The 23,046-nt window shown below is 69.1% G+C and carries 21 protein-coding genes; 7 read left to right on the top strand and 14 right to left on the bottom strand.

The window, feature by feature from the left end; genetic code table 11:
* Window position 1: 1 nt before the first annotated feature.
* The 3 genes from VFF46_RS12550 to VFF46_RS12540 all read right to left on the bottom strand — a co-directional run bounded on the left by VFF46_RS12550 (window position 2) and on the right by VFF46_RS12540 (window position 3,435).
* A complete protein-coding gene (locus tag VFF46_RS12550) occupies window positions 2-673 on the bottom strand; it encodes a response regulator transcription factor (RefSeq protein ID WP_325037265.1) in 672 nt (223 codons plus the stop codon).
* The gene (locus tag VFF46_RS12545) at window positions 666-1,766 is read right to left on the bottom strand and encodes a sensor histidine kinase (RefSeq protein WP_325037264.1); all 1,101 of its coding nucleotides are present in this window, start codon (window positions 1,764-1,766) and stop codon (window positions 666-668) included. Before VFF46_RS12545 ends, VFF46_RS12550 begins: the two co-directional genes overlap by 8 nt.
* Window positions 1,767-1,887: 121 nt before the next feature.
* Window positions 1,888-3,435 (bottom strand): fibronectin type III domain-containing protein, encoded by a 1,548-nt coding sequence (locus VFF46_RS12540; RefSeq protein ID WP_325037263.1) that lies wholly within the window; start codon window positions 3,433-3,435, stop codon window positions 1,888-1,890.
* Between the two features lie 176 nt (window positions 3,436-3,611).
* On the opposite strand from VFF46_RS12540, the gene VFF46_RS12535 reads away from it, so the two are divergent.
* Entirely contained in the window at window positions 3,612-4,391 is a 780-nt protein-coding gene (locus VFF46_RS12535; RefSeq protein WP_325037262.1) for an SDR family oxidoreductase, read from the top strand.
* A 66-nt stretch (window positions 4,392-4,457) separates the two neighbouring features.
* Window positions 4,458-5,036 (top strand): isochorismatase family protein, encoded by a 579-nt coding sequence (locus VFF46_RS12530; protein ID WP_325037261.1) that lies wholly within the window; start codon window positions 4,458-4,460, stop codon window positions 5,034-5,036.
* Window positions 5,037-5,149: 113 nt separating this feature from the next.
* Here VFF46_RS12530 and VFF46_RS12525 read toward each other — a convergent pair whose 3' ends face one another.
* Window positions 5,150-6,997 (bottom strand): bifunctional metallophosphatase/5'-nucleotidase, encoded by a 1,848-nt coding sequence (locus tag VFF46_RS12525; protein WP_325037260.1) that lies wholly within the window; start codon window positions 6,995-6,997, stop codon window positions 5,150-5,152.
* Between the two features lie 105 nt (window positions 6,998-7,102).
* On the opposite strand from VFF46_RS12525, the gene VFF46_RS12520 reads away from it, so the two are divergent.
* Window positions 7,103-7,891: a polysaccharide deacetylase family protein gene (locus VFF46_RS12520; protein ID WP_325037259.1), complete on the top strand. Its 789-nt coding sequence runs from the start codon at window positions 7,103-7,105 to the stop codon at window positions 7,889-7,891.
* Here VFF46_RS12520 and VFF46_RS12515 read toward each other — a convergent pair.
* From VFF46_RS12515 to VFF46_RS12505, 3 genes are read right to left on the bottom strand one after another with little or no spacing between them, the layout of a single operon-like run.
* On the bottom strand, window positions 7,870-8,109 hold the full coding sequence (locus tag VFF46_RS12515) for a hypothetical protein (RefSeq protein WP_325037258.1): 240 nt from the start codon (window positions 8,107-8,109) through the stop codon (window positions 7,870-7,872). The genes VFF46_RS12520 and VFF46_RS12515 overlap by 22 nt on opposite strands.
* Window positions 8,106-8,792, bottom strand: a complete 687-nt coding sequence (locus VFF46_RS12510; protein WP_325037257.1) for a hypothetical protein — start codon at window positions 8,790-8,792, stop codon at window positions 8,106-8,108. The genes VFF46_RS12515 and VFF46_RS12510 overlap by 4 nt, the downstream gene beginning before the upstream one ends.
* Window positions 8,793-8,814: 22 nt before the next feature.
* Window positions 8,815-10,002, bottom strand: coding sequence for a homogentisate 1,2-dioxygenase (locus tag VFF46_RS12505; RefSeq protein WP_325037256.1), 1,188 nt, complete (start codon window positions 10,000-10,002; stop codon window positions 8,815-8,817).
* A gap of 69 nt (window positions 10,003-10,071) precedes the next feature.
* Here VFF46_RS12505 and VFF46_RS12500 point away from each other — a divergent pair, with 69 nt between their 5' ends.
* From VFF46_RS12500 to VFF46_RS12490, 3 genes are all read left to right on the top strand, one after another.
* Window positions 10,072-10,917: a hypothetical protein gene (locus VFF46_RS12500; RefSeq protein ID WP_325037255.1), complete on the top strand. Its 846-nt coding sequence runs from the start codon at window positions 10,072-10,074 to the stop codon at window positions 10,915-10,917.
* The gene (gene fahA / locus VFF46_RS12495; protein ID WP_325037254.1) at window positions 10,917-12,122 is read left to right on the top strand and encodes a fumarylacetoacetase; all 1,206 of its coding nucleotides are present in this window, start codon (window positions 10,917-10,919) and stop codon (window positions 12,120-12,122) included. Before VFF46_RS12500 ends, fahA begins: the two co-directional genes overlap by 1 nt.
* Window positions 12,123-12,189: 67 nt before the next feature.
* The gene (locus VFF46_RS12490; protein WP_325037253.1) at window positions 12,190-15,951 is read left to right on the top strand and encodes an endo-alpha-N-acetylgalactosaminidase family protein; all 3,762 of its coding nucleotides are present in this window, start codon (window positions 12,190-12,192) and stop codon (window positions 15,949-15,951) included.
* Window positions 15,952-16,006: 55 nt separating this feature from the next.
* Here VFF46_RS12490 and VFF46_RS12485 read toward each other — a convergent pair whose 3' ends face one another.
* The 7 genes from VFF46_RS12485 to hppD all read right to left on the bottom strand — a co-directional run bounded on the left by VFF46_RS12485 (window position 16,007) and on the right by hppD (window position 22,447).
* A complete protein-coding gene (locus VFF46_RS12485; protein WP_325037252.1) occupies window positions 16,007-16,420 on the bottom strand; it encodes a hypothetical protein in 414 nt (137 codons plus the stop codon).
* Between the two features lie 70 nt (window positions 16,421-16,490).
* On the bottom strand, window positions 16,491-17,735 hold the full coding sequence (locus VFF46_RS12480) for a HAMP domain-containing sensor histidine kinase (RefSeq protein WP_325037251.1): 1,245 nt from the start codon (window positions 17,733-17,735) through the stop codon (window positions 16,491-16,493).
* A 3-nt stretch (window positions 17,736-17,738) separates the two neighbouring features.
* Window positions 17,739-18,437 carry a two-component system response regulator CseB gene (cseB, locus tag VFF46_RS12475; protein WP_414673061.1) on the bottom strand — a complete coding sequence of 233 codons (699 nt, stop codon included), beginning with the start codon at window positions 18,435-18,437 and terminating at the stop codon, window positions 17,739-17,741.
* Window positions 18,438-18,452: 15 nt separating this feature from the next.
* Complete coding sequence (locus VFF46_RS12470) at window positions 18,453-19,052, bottom strand: hypothetical protein (RefSeq protein WP_325037249.1); 600 nt, start codon at window positions 19,050-19,052, stop codon at window positions 18,453-18,455.
* A gap of 137 nt (window positions 19,053-19,189) precedes the next feature.
* Window positions 19,190-20,566: an FAD-binding oxidoreductase gene (locus tag VFF46_RS12465; protein WP_325037248.1), complete on the bottom strand. Its 1,377-nt coding sequence runs from the start codon at window positions 20,564-20,566 to the stop codon at window positions 19,190-19,192.
* 45 nt (window positions 20,567-20,611) lie between these two features.
* The gene (locus tag VFF46_RS12460; RefSeq protein WP_325037247.1) at window positions 20,612-21,082 is read right to left on the bottom strand and encodes a hypothetical protein; all 471 of its coding nucleotides are present in this window, start codon (window positions 21,080-21,082) and stop codon (window positions 20,612-20,614) included.
* Window positions 21,083-21,244: 162 nt separating this feature from the next.
* The gene (gene hppD / locus VFF46_RS12455) at window positions 21,245-22,447 is read right to left on the bottom strand and encodes a 4-hydroxyphenylpyruvate dioxygenase (RefSeq protein ID WP_325037246.1); all 1,203 of its coding nucleotides are present in this window, start codon (window positions 22,445-22,447) and stop codon (window positions 21,245-21,247) included.
* 152 nt (window positions 22,448-22,599) lie between these two features.
* Between hppD and VFF46_RS12450 the strand changes: the two genes are divergently transcribed.
* Window positions 22,600-23,046: Lrp/AsnC family transcriptional regulator (locus VFF46_RS12450; RefSeq protein ID WP_325037245.1), on the top strand; the 447-nt coding region annotated here is incomplete at its 3' end.

Genomic DNA, 23,046 nt, shown 5'->3' with positions numbered 1-23,046 from the left:
ATTATCCCCGACGTGGCTGAACGAGGTTCGACTCGTAGGCGGCGATCACCAGTTGGGCTCGGTCGCGGGCGTGGAGCTTGGCCAGGAGGTGGCCGATGTGGGTCTTCACGGTGCCGCGGCCGACGTTCAGGTGGTCGCAGATCTCCTGGTTGGACAGGCCGCGGGCGATCAGCGTCAGGACCTCGCGTTCGCGGTCGGTCACGCGGTCCAGTCCGGTCAGCGGCGCCTGGCCGGGTTCGGCCAGCCGGGCGAACTCGGCGATCAGCCGCCGCGTGATCGACGGCGCGAGCAGCCCGTCGCCGGCCGCGACGACGGTGATCGCCCGCAGCAGCTCGACCGGTGGCACGTCCTTCAGCAGGAACCCGCTGGCCCCGGCGCGCAACCCGGCGTACACCGCGTCGTCGAGGTCGAACATCGTCAGGATCAGCACCTTCGTCCCGGCGGTCTCCGGCGCCGCGCAGATCTGCCGGGTGGCCTCGATCCCGTCCAGTTCGGGCATCCGGACGTCCATCAGTACGACGTCCGGCCGCTCCCGCCGGGCGAGCTCGACCGCTTCGGCACCGTTCGCCGCCTCGCCGACCGTGGTCAGCCCGGGCGTGGTGTCGATCAGTACCCGGAAGCTCCCGCGCAACAGCGCCTGGTCGTCGGCCACCAGGACCCTGATCTCACTCATACGGCAGCCGTACGACGACCTCGAACCCGCCGCCCGCCACAGCCCCGGCGCGATACGTCCCGCCGTACACGCTGACGCGCTCCCGGATCCCGATCAACCCGTGCCCCTCGACCGCCGTACCACCGACGCCGTCGTCCGTCACCTCCACCTGTACTGCGTGCGCACTGCCGGCGACCGTGATCCGGCAGCGCCCGGCGCGGGCGTGCTTGGTGACGTTGGTGAGGCACTCCTGGACGATCCGGTGCACGGTCAGCCCGACGGCCTCCGGAAGCGGCTCGGGTACGTCGAGCGTGAGGTCGACGCGGACGCCGGTGGACTCGACGCGGGCGACCAGCTCCGGCAGCGCGGCCAGCCCGGCGGGCGGCGCGAGGTCCGCGGGTTCGTCGTCGGGCGTCCGCAGCAGGCCGAGCATGTGCCGCAGCTCGACCAGGGCGTCCCGGCTGGTGGACTCGATCACGGACAACGCGTCCGACACCTCCTCGGGGCGTACCCGCAGGACATGGTTCGCGACCCCGGCCTTGACCGCGATCAGACCCATGCTGTGGGCAACGATGTCGTGCAGCTCGCGGGCGATCCGCAACCGTTCCGCCGCGACCGCCTGTTCGGCCAGTACCCGCGCGGACCGGGCCGCCGCCGCCCGCCGGTCCCGGACGACCTGCCCGAGCACCCACGCGCCGTACAGCGCGGCGAACCCGGTCAGCACGACCGCCGCCCCCGAGCGGCCCGCGGGCGCGCCGGCCACCATCGCGAGCAGCAGTACGACGAACCCGAGCCCACCGGCCAGCCCGAGCAGCCGGCTGTTCGACACCGGGCGGGCCGAGCGCCGGGTGAGCGCGACGACGTACAGGACGTAAGCGGCCGCCAGGAGCGGATCGCGGAGCGCGTCCGCGAACACCGCGACAGCCGACACCACGGCCGCGACCACGAACGCCGGCACCGGCCAGATCCGCCGTACCGCGACCGGTAACGCGAGCCCGACCGCGAGCAGCCCCGCGGCCGTGGAGGCGGTGAGCAGGACGAGTACGGCGTACAAGAACGCGACGACGCAGTCCACGGCGATCAGCTGCCGCCTGGCCAAGCCGTACTCCGTCACGCGTCGAACCTAGCCGACACCGGCGTACCTCGCCTCGGACCGTGGTCCGACAGCTTCCGGTCCGATGTGCCGACGGGGAAAACCTGGCCGATCTCGTCGTACCAGCCCGAGGGAGCAGGTGTCAGCGGACCTTGACGGTGGTTGCGGGGCCCTTGGTGAGGTTGCGGCCGTCGCTGACCTCGACGTGGTACGAGAGGGTCTGGCCGCTGGTCAGGCCGGAGTCGGTGACCGAGGTGACGGTCGGCCTGGTCCACGAGTTCGAGGTCCGCGACCAGCTGCCGATCCGGGTGTTGCCGCGGTACACCAGGTAGGTGAGCGTGAGGTTGTCGCGGTCGAGGACGGTCGCGAAGGCGATCGTCACCTTGTTCGGCCGCGCGCTCGCCACCTTCGGCGCGGCCGGACGCGCCGGAGCGGCACCGCCCGGTACGCCGGTGAACCGGGTCAGGCCCTCCTGAGGTTTGCCGTTCACCGTGGTGAAGTCGCCGCCCGCCCACAGGTCGTTGCCGCCGGACGCGAACGCGAGCGGGCCGACCAGCGTCGTACCGCCGGCGTCGGTGTTCGGGAACCACGGGCCGAGCTTGCCTGTGATCGTGCTGTAGACGAGCAGGTGGTGCATGCCGGTCTTGTCCGGGAACTCCCCGTCCGCGCTGCAGTCGTGGGCGTGCGAGCCCTTGTACAACCAGTTGCCGATCGCAACGATCGCCTCGGTCGCGCCGAGGCACTTGCTCTGCCAGAGCAGCTTGCCGGTCGTACTGTTCGCGGCCAGCACACCGTCGTAGCACTGCATGCTGTTCGTCCCGGCGTTGGACGCGAACACCTTGTCTCCCTGGACTTCCAGGTCCTTCACCCGGCTGTCGCACTCGTCGGACACCGGCGGGATCGCGGCCGCGGCCGGCATCGGGAGCACCGCGCCGGTACGGGCGTTCAGCATCGCGAGCGCGTGCTGGTTCCGGCCGCCGATCGTGGTGAACCCGCCGCCGACGAAGACCCGAGTGCCGTCGGTCGAGACCTCGATCGCATGTACGTCGTCGTCCGCGCCCGGGTTCCACGGCAGCAGCGCCCCAGTGCTCAGCGCGACCGCGGCGAGTCGCGCGCGGGCGATCTTGTCCACGGCACCGAACGAGCCGCCCAGATAGACCGTACTGGCGGTGACCTTCAGCGCTGCGACGCGATAGTTCACCACCGGGTCCCAGCCGGCCACAAGCTTGCCGGTGGCAACGTCGAACATCGCCACCCGGGACCGCGGTACGCCGTCCACGACGGTGAAGTCGCCGCCGATCACGACCCGCCGGCCGTCCGGCGAGGCGGCGGTACTCCACACCGGGCCGTTGACGCTCGGCGCGAACCGCGTCGGTGCGCCGGTGGTCCGATTGAACACCGCGAAGTACTTCCGGGGCGCATCGCCCACCCCGCGGGCCTTACCCGGCGGGCGGATCCGGGTGAACAGCCCACCCGCGAACACCAGGTCCCCCGCGACGGCGACCGCGTTCACGCTGGCGTTCGTCTGCCAGGACGGCTGCTCCACCGACGACAACGCGGACCCGAACCCCCGCGGCTCACTGTGCTGTGTCGCGGCCTTCACTGCGGCCTGCACGGCGGGCCCTGAGGGAACCAGTGCGGCGACGGCAACGGCCGCGGCGGTCACCGCGGCCAGGACGGCTTTCTTCATGAACGAACCCCCAAGGGCCCGCTCCGGCGGAAGATGCCGACCCCGTCACTTGATGACAATGCGCGGTCAAACAATAACCGTCAGCACGCGGCTGACGAGAACCCGGGCTTGCCTCACGGTTGTTAGTCGGCTAAGTTTTCTGATTAGCCGACTAAGGATAATCAGGAGGACGGGTCATGGACCTGGGTTTCAAGGATGTGGCCGTGCTGGTGACCGGTGGGTCGTCCGGGATCGGGCGGGCCACCGCGATCGCGTACGGGCAGGAAGGCGCGCGGGTCGCGATCACCTACAACTCGCGGAAGGACGCCGCCGAGGCGGTCGCGGAGGAGATCGAGCAGGCGGGCGGTACGGCGTACGTCGTACCGATGGATCTCGGTGCGCCGGAGACGATCGCCGCGGCGGTCGCATCCGTGGTGGAGCACTGGGGCGGGCTCGACGCGGTCGTCGCGAACGCCGTGAGCTGGGGCACGCTCGGGTACGACGAGCGGCCGGAGAAGGTCGAGGACTCGCGGCCGGAGTGGTGGACCGGGATCATCCGGGCGAACCTCGAAGGGAACTTCCACCTCGTGCAGCAGGTCGCGCCCGCGCTGCGGCGCTCGGAGCACGGGCGGCTGGTGCTGCTCTCGACCGACCTCGCGGAGCGTGGAATGGCCGGTTCCTGGGCGTACGCCGCGGCGAAGGCGGGGCTGCACGGGTTGGCGGCGAGTCTGCAGCACGACCTGGGCGCGGACGGCGTACTCGTGAACGTCGTGCTGCCCGGGATCACGCTGGAGAACGGCGCCCACCGGGTCATCCCACAGCCTGTCCTGGAGCGCATCGCGGCCGGCTTCACCGCACGGCACCTGCCGGACGCATCCGAGATCGCGGACGCCATCCTGTTCCTCACCTCACCACGAACGAAGGCGATCCAGGGCCAGCTCCTGCACGTGACCGGCGGCGATCTGATGCCCGCTTAATGCAGCGTTGCCGGTGCCGGCGCTTGTACGGTGGGCTCAGGTGTACTCCGGCGAAGGAGCGGCGTGATGGCCCGGGCATTGATCGTGGTTGATGTGCAGAACGACTTCTGCGAGGGCGGCAGCCTGGCGGTCGCGGGCGGCGCCGACGTCGCGTTCCGGATCGGCGAACTGCTGCACGAGTGGCACGAGGCGGAGCCCGACGAGCGGCAGTACGCGTACGTCGTGGCCACCCGCGACCACCACATCGACCCGGGCGACCACTTCTCCAAGACCCCGGACTTCGTGAACTCCTGGCCCCCGCACTGCGTGGCCGGCACCGACGGCGTCAGCTTCCACCCGAACCTCGACCCGCAACCGTTCGACGCGATCTTCGACAAGGGCGAGTACGCCGCCGCCTACTCCGGCTTCGAAGGCAAGTCCCACGAGGGCGGCCACTCACTGGCCGACTGGCTCCGCGACAAGGGCGTCACCGACGTGGACGTCTGCGGCATCGCCACCGACTACTGCGTCCGCGCCACCGCCCTGGACGCCAAGGCCCAGGGCTTCGACACCACGGTCCTCACCACCCTCACCGCCGGCGTCGCCGAGCCGACCACCCAACAGGCCCTGACCGACCTCGCCGCCGCCGGCGTCGACCTCAGCTGACGGGCGCTACTCCGAGAGGGGTGAACCCCTGAAATCTCCGGCGGTGCGGCACTTCAGGCCCAGCAGTCCGGGCAGGAAGATCCCGCGGGCAGACCGCACCCGCCCGGGTGGGGCTAGCTGGTGACGGTGATCGGGGTGCCGTTGGAGATCAGGGACCAGTCGACCGTGTGGAAGGTTTTGGGGTCTACGGTGCCGGTTGTGGTCACGTAATCGATCATGAGTTGGCGGATTTCTGTCTGGCGGTTGTAGACCACGGGGGCGGTCTTGACGTGGGGGAAGTTGCCCCCGCCGGACTGGCGGTAGTTGTTGACCGCGACGACGAACTGCTGGTCGGCGGTGACCGGGGTGCCGTCGTAGGCGAGGTCGGTGATGCGGGCGCCGGGGGCCTTGGCGATGTCGATCTGGTAGCTGAGGGGCTTGGTGAGGCCGCCGAGGATGTCGTAGTTGTAGTCCGGCGTGCCGTTCGGCGCGGTCGACGTCGGGGCGTTCGTGACCTGGTCGGACGTGAAGGGCCCCGGTCCGGTGACCTGCTTGAAGTACTGCGCGGAGAACTCCAGGTACTCCCGCACCTGCACGCCCGTCATCGTCACCGCGAGCAGCGTGTTGTCGAAGACGTACAGCCCGGCGACGTCGCGGACGGACACGTCGCCGGCCGGGATCGCCGCGTCGCGGTTGAACGGGGCCGCGATCGCGAGCACCGGCAGCGCGGCCTGCGGCGTACCGGCGAGGGCCTTCGAGACCGCGTCCGCCTGGACGAAGTTCACGAAGTCGAGCGCGGCGGTGTCCTCCCACGGCGCGGTGGCCGCGGACATCGCCTCGGTGCAGGTGCCGATCTTCGAGTTCACGTACTGGACGACCTTGTCGTGGTCCTTCTGCAGCAGCGCCACCACGTCCCGGTCGGCGTCGACGGTGTTCGCGTTGAGGACCTGGCTGTGCCGGCCGACCACCTTCCACTGCCCGCGGACCTTCTGCAGGTCCAGGTCGAACAGCGACAGCCGCATGCCCCACTTCAGCGGTTCGCTGAGCACGACCTGCTCGCCGGTGGTCTTGTTCGTGACCAGGCGCTCCGGGATCTCCAGGTGCGCGTGGCCGACCAGGACGGCGTCGATCCCGGGGACGGTCTCGGCCATCAGTACGGACGCGTTCTCCGGGTACGGCAGCGCATCGCCGTACGACGAGGACAGGTCCATGCCGGAGTGCACCGAGGCGATCACGATGTCTGCGCCCGCCGCACGCACCTTCGGGACCCACTGCTTCGCGAGCTCGACGATGCCGCCGAACTTCAGCTTGTTCTCGACGTTCGCCTTGTCCCAGATCGCGATGCCCGGGTTGGTGAGGCCGAGGATGCCGACCGTGACCGGCTTCTCCCCCGGTACGTGCACCGGCTTCAGCACGTACGGCGGGAACGCGGGCAGGCCGGTCGTCCAGTCCTGGGCGTTCGCGCCGAGCAGCGGGAACCGCAGCTGGCGCTGGAACTTGCGGAGGATGTCGAGCCCGTAGTTGAACTCGTGGTTGCCGAGCGCCGCGGCGTCGTACCCGATCCGGTTCATCGCGGCCGCCATCGGGTGGGTGTGGCCTCCGGTGATGGGTTCGATCTTCGCGTAGTAGTACGCCAGCGGGGTGCCCTGGATGGTGTCGCCCGCGTCCAGCAGCAGCGGCCGCGGCGCGTGCCGGTCCGCGGCGATCCGGTCGCGGACCGCGCTGACCAGCGTGGAGATCTTCGCCAGGCCGATGTCGTTGTGCGCGGCGTCGTCGTACTCGGCGTTCTTGAAGTAGTCCCAGTTGAAGACGTTGCCGTGCAGGTCGGTGGTCCCCATCACGGTCAGCCGGACCGTCTTCCCGGGACCGCCCGCGTACGCCGGCACCGACTCGAAACCTGCCGCGGCGAGCGCCGCACCCCCGACCGCACCGCCGATCACTGTGCGCCGCGTCATCGTGTTCCGCTCACCGCTGTCGGTCATCGCCCCGCCTCACAAGGTCGTCTCGCCGGGATCTCCGGCACGAGTGCACACGATAAGCGAGACCCGGTGGACAGTTGCCCCCACCCACACGAGAAGATGCCGCCCATGACCAAGCCGCCCGGCAAACTTCTGCCGTTGGTCGCCGCCCTGTTGTGCGGTGCCGTCCTCGCCCAAGCCGCCTCCCCGTCCGGCCCGTCCGTCACGTCCGCCGCGCCCGTCGTCTCGAGTACGCCGGGGCTCGGTCTGCTCGGTACGCCGGTCGAACCCGCCGAACCGTCCGGCAGCAAACCGAGTACGCCGCCACCGGCCAAGCCGGCCCCGCCGAAGCCGCCCGCGGACGACTGGAACCTGGCCGGCCACGGGAAGGTGCTCTACCTGACCTTCGACGACGGCCCGCAGCACGAGTGGACGCCGAAGGTCCTGCAGGTACTGCGCAAGCACCACGCGCAGGCCACGTTCTTCGTGATCGGGATCCAGGTCGCGCAGTACCCGGACCTGATCGCCGCCGAGCGCGCCGCCGGGCACCGGATCGGCAACCACACGTACGACCACAAGACGCTCACGCTGCTCCCGGAGCCGAAGGTCCGCCAGGAGATCGCGATGGGCATCAAGTCGAAGTGCCTGCGGCCGCCCGGCGGCGGCACGAACGCGAAGGTGCAGGCGATCGCCGCGGCGTACCACCAGCGCGAGGTGCTGTGGGACGTGGACACGGAGGACTGGAAGAAGCCCGGCACCGCCCACATCGAGCACGCGATCCTGGCCGGCGCCCGCCCCGGCGCGATCATCCTGATGCACGACGGCGGCGGCAACCGCTCCCAAACCGTCGCCGCGCTGGATCAAGCCCTCACCAAACTCACCCAGCAGGGCTACACCTACCGCCCGCTCCCCTGCTGATCACCGAGCTTGCCCCGCACCGACCGCAGCCGCGCGGCCCGGCTGGAGGCGCCCGCGAAGCCGAAGATCGAACTGAGCGCGACCAGCACGCCGGCGAACGGCGCGTTGTACAGGGTCAGCAGCACCACGCCGAGCACCACGAGCAGACCGCCGACGACCCGCAGCTGAACCACCTCTCGGCGGAGCCGCCGCTCCAGCCACACCTGTGCCTGCGTCATCGGCGCTGGACGCCGGCGGCGCCGTTGGAGAAGTGGCGGAGGGCTTCGTCGATGACGTGGACGGGCTGGTCGAGGGCCTTGATCAGGAACATGCCGGTGGGGCGGAGCAGCGGATTGGGCTTGACGACGCTGCGGACGGAGGGCTGGTCGAGGCCGCGGACGCCGGCGGTGGTCGCGCCGACGCCGCGCTCCAGGGCGATGTCGAGCATGTACTGACCGAGCAGCTTGTGCTGGGTGAAGCCGCGGACGGTCGGCCACGGCAGTACGACGGGGTACGCCGCGCCGTCGCACGCCAGCTCGAGGCCCTTCACCGAGATCCGCATCGCCACCGGCGGCAGCTCGTTCGCGTCGTACCACTGCTGCCGGTCGGACTGCACGCGGTACACCAGCAGCGTGCTGAACACCAGCGGGAGCATCGCCACGATCAGCAGCAGCGCGAACGGCCACATCCCGGACCCGCGGAACGCCACCAGCGCGTAGACCGCGGCGGCGATGCCGATCACGCCGAGCGTCGCCGTCACCCAGGCGCCGCGCCGCTCCACGGTCCGCACCACCTCGCGCCGGCGCAGCACCGCGTCGCGGTCGACGCCGACCACGAACGACTGCCCCGGGTCCCGTGCCGGCCCGTGCATCTCCGGCGTGACCGCTTCAACATGTGAAGTTCCGTCCCCGTCCTCACTCACCGGGACAGAATCCCACAGAAGGTCAATTCTTGTGGCGGCCCGCCCAGGTCCAGGCGTACACGCCGTCGTCGACCGCCTGGCCGCCCTCGCCGAGCTCGAGCGGGCGGAAGGTGTCGACCATCACCGCCAGCTCCTCGAACCGCTCCGCGCCCAGCGACGCCTCGATCGCGGCCGGCTGCGGCCCGTGCGCGTACCCGCCCGGGTGCAGCGAGATCGACCCGAGCCCGATCCCGGAGCCCTTCCGCGCCTCGTAGTCGCCGCCGCAGTAGAACATCACCTCGTCGGAGTCGACGTTCGAGTGGTAGTACGGCACCGGCACCGACAGCGGGTGGTAGTCGACCTTCCGCGGCACGAAGTTGCAGACCACGAAGTTGTACCCCTCGAACACCTGGTGCACGGGCGGCGGCTGGTGCACGCGGCCGGTGATCGGCTCGAAGTCGCTCACGTTGAACGTGTACGGGTACAGACAGCCGTCCCAGCCGACCACGTCGAACGGGTGCGTCGCGTACGTCATCCGGGTGCCGACGATCCCGCCGCTGCCGCGGTGCTTGACCAGGACCTCGACGTCCGTGCCCTCGACCACCAGCGGCTCGGTGGTGGGGTGCAGGTCGCGTTCGCAGTACGGCGAGTGCTCGAGGAACTGGCCGTACCGGGACAGGTAGCGCTTCGGCGGGGCGATGTGCGAGTTGCCCTCGATGCAGTACGCCGACACCCCCTCCGCACCCGGGATCCAGCGGTGCGTGGTGGCACGCGGGATGATCACGTAGTCGCCCTGGACCGCGTTCAGTACGCCGAAGACGGTCTCGACGGTGGCGGAGCCCTTCTCGACGTACACGCACTCGTCGCCGATCGCGTTCCGGTAGTACGGCGAGGGCTGCTCGGCGACGACGTACGAGATCCGGACGTCGCCGTTGCCGAGGACGAGCCGGCGGTCCTCGACGGCGTTCGACTTGCTGGTGTCGGTGAAGAGGTCGTGGAGCTTCAGGTGGCGGGGCGTCAGCGGGTGGTTCGGGACGGTGGCCAGGTCCGGCAGGTCCCACACCTGGGAGTCGACCAGCGCGGAGGGTACGCCCGCGTGGTAGAGCAGCGAGGAGTCGGACGAGAAGCCCTCCTCGCCCATCAGCTCCTCGTAGTACAGCCCGCCGTCGGGTTTCCGGAACTGGGTGTGCCGCTTGGGTGGTACTTCCCCGACCTGCCGGTAGAACGCCATACTCACTCCGTTGAACGATAATCGAACGCATGCGTCCGCTTACCGAAAGCATCCGTTAGGCTCTGGATCATGTCAACCGTCCCTGCCCTGTTCCGGCACCTGGTCGACGACGCGTCGATGTTCCCGCCGGGCAACCTGCCGCTCGAAGCGGCCGTCGCTGCACATCACGCCCACTTGCAGTCGGCGTACGCCGACCTGGTCGGCACATTCGTGTGCACGGACCAGGACCTGATGAAGGTCGCCGAAGCCGGCCGGGCTTCCGAGCCGTTGCGCGTGTCCGTCGTGATCTCCGGCGGGGCGGGTGGGATCGAGCCGGTGGTGCGGTGGGGCGACCGGTCGAAGGACGTCGAAGTCGTCGGGGTGGAGGTGCGGTTGCGGGACGAGGACGACCTGTCGCGGAACGCGCTGCGCGTGGTGCGGGCTTGCGACGACTGTCTCGACGAGGAGACGGCGTACGTCGAGGTCGGCCTGGACGGAGCGTGGGAGCGGGCGCTGGACGTGGTCGCCGACGCCGGGTACGCCGCCAAGCTCCGCACCGGCGGTCTCGACGCGCACCTGTTCCCGTCGAGCACCCAGGTGGCCTCGTTCATCACGGCGTGCCTGGATCGCGAGGTCCCGTTCAAGTGCACCGCCGGGCTGCACAACGCGGTCCGGCACACCGCCGCGGACACCGGCTTCGAGCACCATGGCTTCCTGAACGTGCTGCTCGCCACCCGCGCCTCGCTCGACGGAGCGAATACGGACGAGCTGGCGGAGCTGCTCGACACCCGCGACGGCGAAGTACTGGCGGCTCGAGCCCGCGAACTGTCCGACGACCAGGCGGCCGGCACCCGGCGCTGGTTCACCTCGTTCGGCTCCTGCAGCATCGACGAACCCCGAACGGACCTGACGACCCTGCGTCTGCTGGAGGCCTGATGAGCTGGATCGACATCCCGGACGGCTCGCCGTTCGGGCCGGACAACCTGCCGCTCGGGGTGTTCCGGCAGGGCGACGAGGAGCCGCGGGTGGGGGCCGCGATCGGCGACCAGATCATCGACCTGGCACCGGTCGCGTCGGCGCAGATGCTGGACGGCGCCCAGCTGTTCGCGCAGCCCTCCCTGAACGCGTTCCTCGCCCTCGGCCGCCCGGCCTGGCGCGCCACCCGGAACTGGCTGCTCGACCTGGTCCGCAACTCCGGCGATCGGGACACGGTCGAGCCGCACCTGATCCCGCAGTCCGCGGTCAGCATGCAGCTGCCGTTCGAGGTCGCCGACTACGTCGACTTCTACGCGTCCGAGCAGCACGCCACGAACCTCGGCCGGCTGTTCCGCCCGGACTCCGAACCGCTGCTCCCGAACTGGAAACACCTCCCGGTCGGCTACCACGGCCGGGCCGGCACGATCGTTGCCAGCGGCACCGACATCGTCCGCCCGTCCGGCCAGCGCAAGGCCCCCGACGCGGCGGCACCGACGTACGGCCCGTCCCGGCGACTCGACATCGAGGTCGAGCTCGGGTACGTCGTCGGCACCCCGTCCAGCCTCGGAACCCCTGTCTCCGTGGAGGATTTCGAGGACCACGTGTACGGCGTGGTGCTCGTCAACGACTGGTCCGCCCGCGACCTGCAGGCGTGGGAGTACGTCCCGCTCGGGCCGTTCCTCGGCAAGTCGTTCGCCACGTCCGTCTCCCCCTGGGTCGTTTCCCTCGACGCCCTGGCCGCCAGCGCCGTACCGCTGCCCGCCCAGGACCCGCCCGTCCTCCCCTACCTCGCCGGACAGCACCTCACGAACTACGACATCACCTTCGAGGTCAGGTTGAACGGCCACCTCGTGAGCTCCCCGCCGTACCGCGACATCTACTGGTCGCCCGCCCAGATGCTCGCGCATCTGACCGTCAACGGCGCCAGCGTCCGCACCGGCGACCTGTACGCCTCCGGCACCGTCAGCGGCCCGGCGAAGGACCAGCGCGGCTCGTTCATCGAGCTGACCTGGGGCGGCCGCGAACCCCTGGTCGTCGACGGCCGCGAACACACGTTCCTGGAGGACGGCGACGAGGTCACGATCTCCGCCTGGGCGAGCGCCGCGGACGGCTACCGGATCGGCCTCGGTGAAGTCACCGGCAGGATCGTCCCTGCAGCTAACTGACGGCAATCTTGTTCATAACTGTTCGTTTCTCTTGACGAGTTAGCGGTTGCGTGCGAACTTCGTCGGCATGAAACGTTCAGTGGGGTGTGGAGTACTGGCTGTAGCCATGGCCGCCGCTGTGCTGACCGCGCCGTCCGGCGCGCAGGCCCAACCAGCCCAACCAGCACAGCAGGCCGACGGCGACCCGGCACTGCGGTCGCCGGAGCTGACGGTCACCGTCGGGGCGGACTTCCCGCGGGTGATCAGGTACGTCGACAACGCGTCCGGGCAGGCGCTCGGTGGGCAACCGGACGCGATCTCGACGGTCACGATCGACGGGGTCGCCCGCGCGGCGCATCTCGTCGCACCGCCCACGATCGAGGCCGCCAAGGCGTCGTACACGCTCGGCTTCGACGCGCTGCCTGGCGTCGAACTGGACACCAGCCTGAGCGTCGCGGGCCGGGTGACGACGTTCGCGATCGACGCCGTGCGCGACAGCGAGGCCAGTCGCGTGCACACGATCGACATCCCGAACCAGGACCTGGTGTCGGTGGCGAGTACGGACGCCGGCGCGACGACCGCGTTCACGAAGCTCGACCCGGACTCGACGCGGACCGCCGACAAGATCACGCCGGTCACCGCGGCCACGCCGGCGGAAGCGTCCGCGACGGGTGCGGCGTACGCGTTCGTCAACACCAGCGGGCTGGCCGCGGGCATCGAGTCGAATTCGACGTACGACAAGCCGTCCGGTCAGTCGGTCGACGACGGCGCCCGCTTCTGGCACCAGGCCCGCAAGAGCAGCGACGGGAGTACCCGGGTCGGGGTGTGGAGCGGTCAGTGGACGTATCGCGCCGACACGTCGCCGTACACCGAGCCGCTCCCCTGGGCCAAGGTCGTGGTGACGCCGGACGCGAACCAGGACCACACGGTCGACTGGCAGGACGGCGCGGTCGCGTTCCGCTCGATCATGACCGAGCCGAACGGCGGCGACCAGGTCAAGGACCGGGTGATCACGCACATCCCGTTCAACTTCGCGAGCCAGGCCACGCATCCGTTCCTGCGGACCCTCGACGACGTGAAGCGGATCTCGCTGTCCACCGACGGGCTCGGCCAGCTGGCCCTGCTGAAGGGGTACGCGTCCGAGGGGCACGACTCGGGACACCCTGACTACGGCGGCAACTACAACCTCCGCGCCGGCGGCCTGAGCGACCTGAACACGCTGCTCAAGCAGGGCAAGTCGTGGAACGCGGCTTTCGGCGTCCACGTGAACGCGACCGAGGCGTACCCGGAGGCGAACGCGTTCAGCGAGGACCTGGTCGACAAGAACGCCAAAGGCTGGAACTGGCTGGACCAGAGCTACTACATCAAGCAGCGCCCGGATCTTGCCTCCGGCAACATCGTGAAGCGCTTCCAGCAGCTGCGGGATGAGACCGACAAGAACCTGCAGGAGCTGTACATCGACGTGTACTACCAGTCCGGCTGGCTCGCCGACGGCCTCACCCGGCAGCTCACCGCGCAAGGCTGGCAGATCGCCACCGAGTGGGCCAACCGGAACGAACGGACGTCGCTGTGGTCGCACTGGGCGAACGACCTCGACTACGGTGGCCCGACCAACAAGGGCCTGAACTCGAAGATCATCCGGTTCGTCCGCAACCACGAGAAGGACGTCTGGAACAACGACCCGATCCTCGGGCAGTCCGCGGTCGTCGAGTTCGAGGGCTGGACCGGCGAGACCGACTGGAACGCGTTCTACAACAACATCTGGCAGCGCAACCTGCCGGCGAAGTTCCTGCAGCAGCAGAAGATCCTGGACTGGAACGCCGACGACATCACGTTCACCGGCGGGGTGCGCGGCGCGGTCGAGAACGGCAAGCGGACCGTGTACGTCGGGAACGCGAAGGTGCTGGACGGCGACAAGTACCTGCTGCCGTGGGACAACAACAAGAAGCTCTACCACTACAACCCGGCCGGCGGACGGACCACCTGGCAACTGCCGGCGGCGTTCGCGGGCGTGCAGACGTTCACGGCGTACCAACTGAGCGACACCGGCCGCACCAAACCGACCACCATCCGCGCGAACCACGGATCCATCACGCTCGACGCAATCCCGGGCAAGCCGTACGTGATCTACCCTGTAGCGGCTCCGCAGCCGCGCGCGGTGAACTGGGGCGAAGGCACGCACTTGAAGGACCCTGGGTTCAACGCAGGCAACCTGACGGCCTGGAATCCGACCGGCGGCGCGTCCATCGCGACGCTGGAGAACGGGCAGCACGTGGCTCAACTCGGCACGAAGGCCTCGTCGTTGAGCCAGCGCATCACCGGGCTCGTCAAGGGACGTACGTACAGCGCATCCGCCTGGGTGGAGGCGTATCGCCCGACGACCATCTCCGTCGACGGGGTGAAGAACGTCGTCAAGCGGTCGACCGTCAAGAACATGGTGGCGGCGGACGACAAGCACGGGATGTACTACCAGCGCGCGCGAATCCTCTTCCAGGCCAAGGGAAGCACGGCCGACCTGGCAATCGGAGCAGCAGCCGGAGCCGGGCAGGTTCGGCTGGATGATGTGCGGGTGGTCGCCACGTCACCGGCCGGGAGCGCGGAAGGCTTCGAGGATGTGGATCAGGGGTGGGGGCCGTTCATCAAGGGGGATGCGGGTGGCGTCACCGATCCGCGGACGGTGCTCGCCAAGAAGCATGCGCCGTACACGCAGGCCGGATGGAACGGGAAGCTCGTCGACGACGTGCTCGACGGTACCTGGTCGTTGAAGTCGCACGAGGAGAACGAAGGGCTCGTGTACCGGACCGCGCCGTGGACGGTGAACTTCCAGGCGGGGCACAAGTACAAGGTGAGCTTCGACTACGAGAGCGGGCGTGCCGGCCAGTACGCGTGGGTCCAGGGCGTCGACCGGCCGGGCTCCGTCGAGGTGAAGTCCACGCCGATCGGGGAGCAGCGGACCAAGGCGACCTTCAATCAGGAGTTCGTTGCTGGTTGCGGTGGCGACAACTGGGTCGGGTTGCGGAAGCTCACAGACGGCGGCGATCAGACCGACTTCGTGATGGACAACTTCGCCGTGACGGATCTCGGTACGACGACCGAACCGGCCGACTGTACGTCGGTCGCGCTGACCGGACTGACCGGGCTGGTCTCGGGTGAGGCCAACAGCATCACCACGACGTTCACCAACAACGATGTGGTTGCTGCGAGCAACATCACGCTCGGACTGACGGCGCCGGACGGCTGGACTGCGACGGCGACGACTCCGGCGACGCATGCCACCGTCGCCGCGGGTGCGACCGCGACGACGACGTGGGACGTCACGCCGCCGGCCGGTACTGCGGAAGGTAAGTACGTGCTGACGGCAACGGGTGGTCGGGCGACGGCTACCGGTGAGGCGACCGTGCTGCCGCCGGGGATCGTGCCGCAGTCGCGGATCAAGGTGGTCGACGTGGACAGCGAGGACGTGGCCACGGGTGGTGCGGCGACGATGGCGCTGGACGGGAATCCCAGTACTATTTGGCATTCCGCCTGGTCCCAGGTGAGCACGCCGGCCGGGTTCCCGCACTTCATGACGCTCGACCTCGGGTCGACCTACCAGGTGAACGGGTTCAGCTACCTGCCCCGGCAGAGCGGTACGAACGGGATGTTCAAGGGGTACGAGCTGTACGTCAGCGCGGACGGCCAGGACTGGGGTACGCCGGTGGCGACGGGCCAGTTCCCGAACTCCACCGCCGTACAACGACTGGACTTCACCCCCAAGCCCGGCCGCTACGTGAAGTTCGTCGGCACCAGCTCACTGAACGGCGCGGTCTTCGGCTCGGCCGCAGAGTTCAACGTGTACGGCACGCATTAGACAACACAGCGGCGCCGCTCCCCGCCCCCGGGGAGTGGCGCCGCTTGGTTTGTGGTTACTTGGTGATGGTTACCGTGGCGGGGGTCGAGGCGGTGTTCGCGGCGACGACGCGGAACTTGTTGACGCCGACGCGGCCGCTCTGCACCCACACCGAGTAGGTCGCGCGGCCGGTCACCTTGGTGCTGGCCGGGAACTTGACCCACTTGCCGTTCTCCAGGCGCTGCACCTGGACGACGGTGTTCGCCGCGATCCCGGAAGTCTTGCCGGTGAAGGACACCTTCGCCCACGCCTTCGCGGTGGCCTTGTCCGACGTGATCGTGATCGACTTCGCCGCGGCCGGGGTGGAGACGGCGGCCGGTTGGGTGGTGGCGGCGTTCGCCTGCAGGGCACCGGCGACGCCGAGACCGGCGGCGGACAGGGCGACACCGGCGAGAGCGGCGGCGGTACGACGAACGAACTGAGTACGCATGATCTGTGGTTTCCCCTCGTTTTGTTGGTGTTACGGAGAGGAAGACGCGGCGATCGCCGGAAAGGTTGTGTTACGACTCCGTCTCAGGCCCGACGGGCAGCACCAGCCGGGCCAGCGCCCCGCCACCGGGTGCTTCGCCGAACGTGAGTTCAGCACCGAGGACCTTCGCGTGCCCCGCCGCGATGGTCAGCCCGAGACCGTGCCCGACGCCACGCTCGGCCATCCCGGAACGGAACCGGCGCGGGCCCTCGGCAATCAGTTCCTCCGGGTAGCCGTTGCCGTGGTCAACCACCTCTACGGTCCGGCCGCTGACCGTCACCTCGACCGGCGGCTTGCCGTGCCGCAGCCCGTTCACGATCAGGTTCGCCAGGATCCGCTCGATCCGCCGCGAGTCCGTGGACACCGTCTCGTCCGGCCCGGTCAGGTGCACGATCACGTCGTCGGGCGCGAGCGCCTGCTGCATCCGCAACCGCCCGACCGCGGACCCCACGAACGCACCGAGCCCGACCAGTTCCAGGTCCGCCTGCTCGACCCCGGAGTCGAACCGCGCGATCTCCAGCAGGTCCTCGACGAGCCGCCGCAGGACCTTGGCCCGGTCCCGGACCAGCTCACTCGGACGCCCCGGCGGCAACAGCTCCGCCGCGGTGGTCAGACCGGTGACCGGCGTCCGCAGGTCGTGCGCGACGTCCGCGGTGAACCGGCGCTCCGCCTCGAGCTGACCGCGCAGCGAACTGGCCATCGTGTCCAGCGCGGTCGCCAGCGACTGCACCTCGTCCTTGCCCTTGCCAACGGCCTCGGCCGCGGACGCCTCCAGGTCACCGGCCGCGATCCGCCGCGCCGTACCCGCGACCGCGACGATCCGCTTCGACAGGCTGCCCGCGAGGATCACGCTGACCAGCGCGACCAGCGCCACGGTGCCGATGCCGCCGAGGATCAGCGCCTGCTGCAGCGCCTTCATCGAGTCGTCGGTGTTGTCGTAGTCCTGCTCGATCGACAGCACCTTGCCGTCCTTGACCGCCACCGCCGCCCACATCTTCGCGTGCGGCGACCCGGTCTTGAACGTTGCCCGCTTCCCGGACAGTACGGCGTCCCGCAGCTGCGGCGGCAGATCCGGATCGTCGAGCTTCGCCCCGAACACCGGTACGTCGTTGGTGTCGTAGCTCTGCGCCGCGAGCTGGATCCGCTCGTCCGCGAAACTGCGCGTCCGGTCCAGCCGGGCCGACTGGGCCTGGGTGTAGACCGCGACGCACAGCACCAGGATCGCGAGCGACGAGACCAGCAGAAAGATGAGACCGAGCTTGCCGCGCAGGCCCATCAACTAGGCCCGCAGCTTGTACCCGAAGCCGCGGACGGTTTCGATGCGGTCGGCACCGATCTTGGTCCGCAACCGCTGCAGGTGGACGTCGACCAGCCGGCCGTCGCCGCCCCACTCGTAGTCCCAGACCCGCTGCAGCAGCGTCGAACGGCTGAGCACCACGCCGGGGTTGTTCGCGAACTCGATCAGCAGCTTGAGCTCGGTCGGCGTCAGCTGGACGGTCGCGCCACCACGGCGTACCTCCAGAGCCTCCCGGTCCAGCTCCAGGTCGCCGAACGACTCGACGCCGGAGCCGGCCGACGGCGCCGGGCGCTCGGGATCCGCGACCGCGCGCCGCATCACCGCCCGCAGCCGGGCCACCAGCACCTGGGTGTCGAAGGGTTTGGTCACGTAGTCGTCCGCGCCGGCCTCCAGGCCGAGCACGACGTCGAGCGCGTCGCCGCGGGCCGACACCATCACGATCGGGACCGTGCTGGTCTCGCGGATCCGGCGGCACACCGAGATCCCGTCCAGTCCGGGCAGCATGATGTCCAGCATCACGACGTCGGGATGGATCTTCTCGAATCGCTCGATCGCTTCCAGACCGTCCTCGGCCGTGGTCACGTCGTAGCCGTGCCGCTCGAGGGTCAACTGGGTCGCCTCACGGATCACCGCGTCGTCCTCAACCATGAGAATGCGCGCTGCCGGTTCTTCCGGTACCACCGAACTTCAGTCTCCCTACTGGTCCGTCGAGCTCACCTTGGTCATCTGCCGACCGTTCCAACGGTAGACCTCGACCCGGCGACCCGACGGGCAGCAGACCGGGTCGTTGATCGTGAAGATCTTCGATTCGACCACCAGGTCCCCTTGCGGGCTGGCGGTCACGGTCGGCTGCTCGATATCCAGGTTCCAGATCGGCCGTAGGCCCGTGGGCTCGACGGCGATCAGGAAGATACCGAAGACGAACTTGTCCAGGGTGTGGATCAGGACGATCTGCTGAGGTGTACCGCTGTGCAATACATCAACGGTCTTACCCCTGCTGAGGCAACGCGAAATCACCGTGCAATTCGAAAGCACTGTCCGGTCGTAACCTGTCAGGTGCTTGTCGGCGAGCAGCCGGGTCCGGACTTTGTACAGGTCGACGGCCACTTCCGGGGTGCGCTGCGGGTGCGGCGAGACGGTGTTGGTACCGGCCGCGACCGACGGCGCCGGGGTCTCCGGCGGCGGTGACTCGGGGCCTTCGACGCGGAGCCCACCGCCGTTCGCACAGGCGGAGAGCGCGCTGGTGGCGACCAGCGCGGCGATCGCCGGAAGCACGGCGCGGCGCCACAGTCCCATCGGGCGCCTCCTACCCTGCATCCGGTCCCCCCACGGAGTTCTGACGATCAGTCATTTATGGTCTCGGGCCGACGTCTCATTCGGCGGCCATGGACGTCGAATGGCCTCGGCAGTTGTGTTGCGGTTGCGTCACAGCCTCAGTTGGCGACGATCTTGCCCGGGTTCAGCAGGTTCTTCGGGTCCAGGGCGTTCTTGATCGCCCGGTGCACGTCGAGCGCGACCGGCCCGATCTCCTCGGCCAGCCAGGTGCGCTTGAGGACGCCGACCCCGTGCTCGCCGGTGATCGTGCCGCCGAGCTCCAGCCCGATCGCCATCACCCGCTCGAACGCCTCCTGCGCCCGCTCGGCCTGCGCCGGGTCGGTCTGGTCGAACACCACCGTCGGGTGCATGTTCCCGTCGCCGGCGTGCCCGAGGACGCCGATCGTGATGTCCAGCTCCGCCGACAGGTCCTCCAGCCGGCCGATGAACTCCGCCAGCCGCGACCGCGGTACGGCGACGTCGTCGATCATCGTCGTACCGAGTTGCTCCAGCGCGGTGAGCGCCACCCGGCGGCCCTCGAGCAGCAGGTCGCCCTCCGCGTCGTCCTCGGCCTCGATGCACTCCAGCGCGCCGTGGTCCCGGCAGAGCTTCGCGACCGCGGCGACATCGGCCGCGCCCGCCTCGCCGCCCGCGTCGGACTGCGCGATCAGCATCGCGGCCGCCTCCTCGGGCAGCTCCATCCGCTTGTACTTGTTGACCGCCTGGATCGTGGTCCGGTCCATGATCTCCAGCAGGCTCAGCGAGACGCCGCTGCGGATGATCTCGAGGATCGCGTTCCCGGCCTCGACGCCGGAGCCGAACAGCGCGGCCATCGTCCGCGGTTTCGCCGCCGCCGGGCGGAGCATCAGGGTCGCCTCGGTGATGATGCCGAGGGTGCCCTCGCTGCCGACGATCAGCTTCGCCAGGTCGTACCCGGCGACGCCCTTCACGGTCTTCCGGCCGGTCCGCAGTACCCGGCCGTCGGCCAGGACGACCTCCAGGCCGAGCACGTAGTCCGTGGTCACGCCGTACTTCACGCAGCACAGGCCGCCCGAGTTCGTGGACAGGTTGCCGCCGATCGAGCAGAACTCCCAGCTGGACGGGTCCGGCGGGTAGAACAGCCCGTGCTCGGCGACCGCGCGGGACAGGACCGCGTTGTACACGCCCGGCTGGGTGACGACGTACCGGTCCACCGGCTCGATGGCCAGGATCCGGTCCATCTTCTCCAGCGAGATCACGATGCACCCGTCCAGCGCGTTGGCGGCGCCGGACAGGCCGGACCGCGCTCCCTGCGGGACGATCGGTACGCCGGCCTCGTGTGCGACCCGCACCGCCGCCTGGACGTGCGCGGTCTCCCGGGCCAGTACGACAGCCAACGGCATCCCGGCCGGACAGAACATCGCCCGGTCGTACCGGTAGCTCTCCATCCGGTCCGGATCGGTCACCAACGCCTCGGGCGGCAGCACCTGCCGCAGCTGCTCGACAACCTCACTCATACAGCCGAGCCTAATAACTACTGCGCGGTACTGCGCACCCCAGTCTCAACGTGTGCGTCTGGTGGCGTTCTCCGAGATCTCCTGGTAGCCGCCGCCGTAGTTGTGGTACTCGCGGCCGATCGCGGTGAAGGTGATGCTGCCGCTGGTGGCCTTCACCTTCGGTGTCCTGCAGGTGCGCTGCCCCTGGATGACGGAGCCGTTGCCTCCGCTGCTGTCGCAGCTCAGCACCCGGCCGTCGTTGTTGCCGCCGGACTGCACCAGGAACGCGTTGGCCTTGGCGTTCGCCACCACGGGCGACGCCATGGTGATCTCGGCCCAGTACTGCGAGCAGTCGTCCCGGACCAGCCGGATGGTTCCCCAGCTCGGCGGCTGGTGATTTCGCAGCATCGGCGCGGATGCAATGGATGTCGCGCCAGAGCAGTTGGCGGCGTTGACCGCCGCGGCCGGCATCGCGGAGAGGGCGATCGCGCCCACCCCCACACCGGCGGTGCTGAGCAGCAGGCCCAGTGTCTTCATGACGAAACCCTTCCTGAGCACGCGCCCCGACGCGCACTCAGGAAGGCACACTACGCGAACGGAGCCTGCCCCGACAGTCATTCCGGTAATCGGACGGCGACACGCCGTGTTCAGTTGCATCCGGCAAGCTTTTGATCGTCAAAGTCGCATCCGGGGCCGGTTTCAGAGGTTGCCGCGGCGCTCCTGCTCGCGCTCGATCGCCTCGAACAGCGCCTTGAAGTTGCCCTTCCCGAAGCCGAGCGAACCGTGCCGCTCGATCAGCTCGTAGAACACCGTCGGGCGGTCGCCGATCGGCGCGGTGAAGATCTGCAGCAGGTAGCCGTCCTCGTCCCGGTCCACCAGGATGCCGCGCGACTGCAGCTCCTCGATCGGCACCCGCACGTTGCCGATCCGGGACCGCAGCTCCGGGTCCTCGTAGTACGAGTCGGGGGTGTTGAGGAACTCGACGCCATTGGCCCGCATGATGTCCACGGTCCGCAGGATGTCGTTGGTGGCGAGCGCGATGTGCTGCGCGCCGGCGCCGTCGTAGAACTCCAGGAACTCGTCGATCTGGGACTTCTTCTTCGCCACCGCCGGCTCGTTCAGCGGGAACTTCACCCGGTGGTTGCCGTTGGCGACGACCTTGCTCATCAGCGCCGAGTAGTCGGTGGCGATGTCGTCGCCGATGAACTCCGCCATGTTCACGAAGCCCATCACCTTGTTGTAGAAGGCAACCCACTCGTCCATCTTGCCGAGCTCGACGTTGCCGACCACGTGGTCGACGGCCTGGAACAGCCGCTTCGGGTGCCCCTCGGGGCGCCGTACCTGGGTCTGCGCGGCGACGAAGCCCGGGAGGTACGGGCCGTCGTACTTGCTGCGGTCGATCAGCGTGTGCCGGGTGTCGCCGTACGCCGCGATCGCCGCGCGGCGGACCGTGCCGTGCTCGTCGGTGACGTCGTTCGGCTCCTCCAGGACGACCGCGCCGACCTTGCGGGCGTGCGCGACGCACTTGTCCACGTCCGGTACCTCGAGCGCGATGTCCGCGACGCCGTCGCCGTGCTTGCGGTGGTGGTCGAGCAGCGGGCTATTCGGGCCGACACCGCCGGAGAGGACGAAGCGCGCGGAGCCGGACTTCAGCACGTACGACTTGACGTCCTTGCTGCCGGTCTCCGGGCCGGAGTACGCGACCAGATCCATGCCGAAGGCGAGCTGGTACCACTTCGCGGTCTGGGTGGCGTTGCCGACCACGAACACCACCGCGTCCATCGCGGTGACCGGGAACGGGTCGGTGCTCTCGTCGTACGGCACCAGGCCGACGAGCTGCTTCAGCTGGTCGAGGTCGAGATCGGCGTCGAGCTCTGCAGGGGTGAGGTCGGTGCTGGTCATCGGTGCTCCTCCGGGTCTCGGATCGGTAGACCGAGCCTTGTGCGCGGAGGGCAGGTTGCGCAACACTTCCCTGTTCCAGTAGGCAGGTTGACCAGTCTCTTCTGGACATGGCTAGGCTATTTGGTCAGTCTGACTATCAGTGGAGGATTCGTATGTCCGTCGACGCGCTGGATGCCCGGATCCTCAAGCTGTTCGCCGCCGAACCGCGGGTCGGCGTACTGGAGGCGTCACGGCGCCTAGGGGTCGCCCGAGGCACCGTCCAGGCTCGGTTGGACCGGCTGCAGCGCGACGGGGTGGTGCGAGGCTGGGGCCCCGACATCGACACCGCCGCGATCGGCTATCCGGTGACGGCGTTCGCCACACTCCAGATCGAGCAGGGCTCAGGTCACACCACCGTCGCCGAAGCGCTGGCCCGCATCCCGGAGGTCCTGGAAGTCCACACCATCACCGGCGCCGAGGACCTCTGGTGCCGCATCGTCGCCCGCTCCAACGCCGACCTCCAACGCGTGATCGACCAGGTCGTCATCGTCCGGGGCATCCAAAGAGCGTCGACGGTGATCGCCCTGGCCGAGCAGATCCCGCACCGGGTACTGCCGCTG

Origin of the sequence: Kribbella sp. (assembly GCF_035655035.1) — a bacterium.
GTDB lineage: Bacteria > Actinomycetota > Actinomycetes > Propionibacteriales > Kribbellaceae > Kribbella.
The sequence above is the reverse complement of the archived record's forward strand: the minus strand, read 5'-3'. Positions and strand labels throughout refer to the sequence as shown.

Excerpts from the sequence above, each read along its gene's own strand:
- VFF46_RS12480 (WP_325037251.1), bottom strand. The coding sequence starts at position 17,735 with ATGGGCCTGCGCGGCAAGCTCGGTCTCATCTTTCTGCTGGTCTCGTCG.
- VFF46_RS12535 (WP_325037262.1), top strand. The coding sequence starts at position 3,612 with ATGGACCTGGGTTTCAAGGATGTGGCCGTGCTGGTGACCGGTGGGTCG.
- VFF46_RS12505 (WP_325037256.1), bottom strand. The coding sequence starts at position 10,002 with ATGGCGTTCTACCGGCAGGTCGGGGAAGTACCACCCAAGCGGCACACC.
- VFF46_RS12500 (WP_325037255.1), top strand. The coding sequence starts at position 10,072 with ATGTCAACCGTCCCTGCCCTGTTCCGGCACCTGGTCGACGACGCGTCG.
- hppD (WP_325037246.1), bottom strand. The coding sequence starts at position 22,447 with ATGACCAGCACCGACCTCACCCCTGCAGAGCTCGACGCCGATCTCGAC.
- VFF46_RS12550 (WP_325037265.1), bottom strand. The coding sequence starts at position 673 with ATGAGTGAGATCAGGGTCCTGGTGGCCGACGACCAGGCGCTGTTGCGC.
- VFF46_RS12460 (WP_325037247.1), bottom strand. The coding sequence starts at position 21,082 with ATGAAGACACTGGGCCTGCTGCTCAGCACCGCCGGTGTGGGGGTGGGC.
- fahA (WP_325037254.1), top strand. The coding sequence starts at position 10,917 with ATGAGCTGGATCGACATCCCGGACGGCTCGCCGTTCGGGCCGGACAAC.
- VFF46_RS12490 (WP_325037253.1), top strand. The coding sequence starts at position 12,190 with ATGAAACGTTCAGTGGGGTGTGGAGTACTGGCTGTAGCCATGGCCGCC.
- VFF46_RS12485 (WP_325037252.1), bottom strand. The coding sequence starts at position 16,420 with ATGCGTACTCAGTTCGTTCGTCGTACCGCCGCCGCTCTCGCCGGTGTC.
- VFF46_RS12470 (WP_325037249.1), bottom strand. The coding sequence starts at position 19,052 with ATGGGACTGTGGCGCCGCGCCGTGCTTCCGGCGATCGCCGCGCTGGTC.
- VFF46_RS12525 (WP_325037260.1), bottom strand. The coding sequence starts at position 6,997 with ATGACCGACAGCGGTGAGCGGAACACGATGACGCGGCGCACAGTGATC.
- VFF46_RS12530 (WP_325037261.1), top strand. The coding sequence starts at position 4,458 with ATGGCCCGGGCATTGATCGTGGTTGATGTGCAGAACGACTTCTGCGAG.
- VFF46_RS12465 (WP_325037248.1), bottom strand. The coding sequence starts at position 20,566 with ATGAGTGAGGTTGTCGAGCAGCTGCGGCAGGTGCTGCCGCCCGAGGCG.
- VFF46_RS12540 (WP_325037263.1), bottom strand. The coding sequence starts at position 3,435 with ATGAAGAAAGCCGTCCTGGCCGCGGTGACCGCCGCGGCCGTTGCCGTC.
- VFF46_RS12520 (WP_325037259.1), top strand. The coding sequence starts at position 7,103 with ATGACCAAGCCGCCCGGCAAACTTCTGCCGTTGGTCGCCGCCCTGTTG.
- VFF46_RS12515 (WP_325037258.1), bottom strand. The coding sequence starts at position 8,109 with ATGACGCAGGCACAGGTGTGGCTGGAGCGGCGGCTCCGCCGAGAGGTG.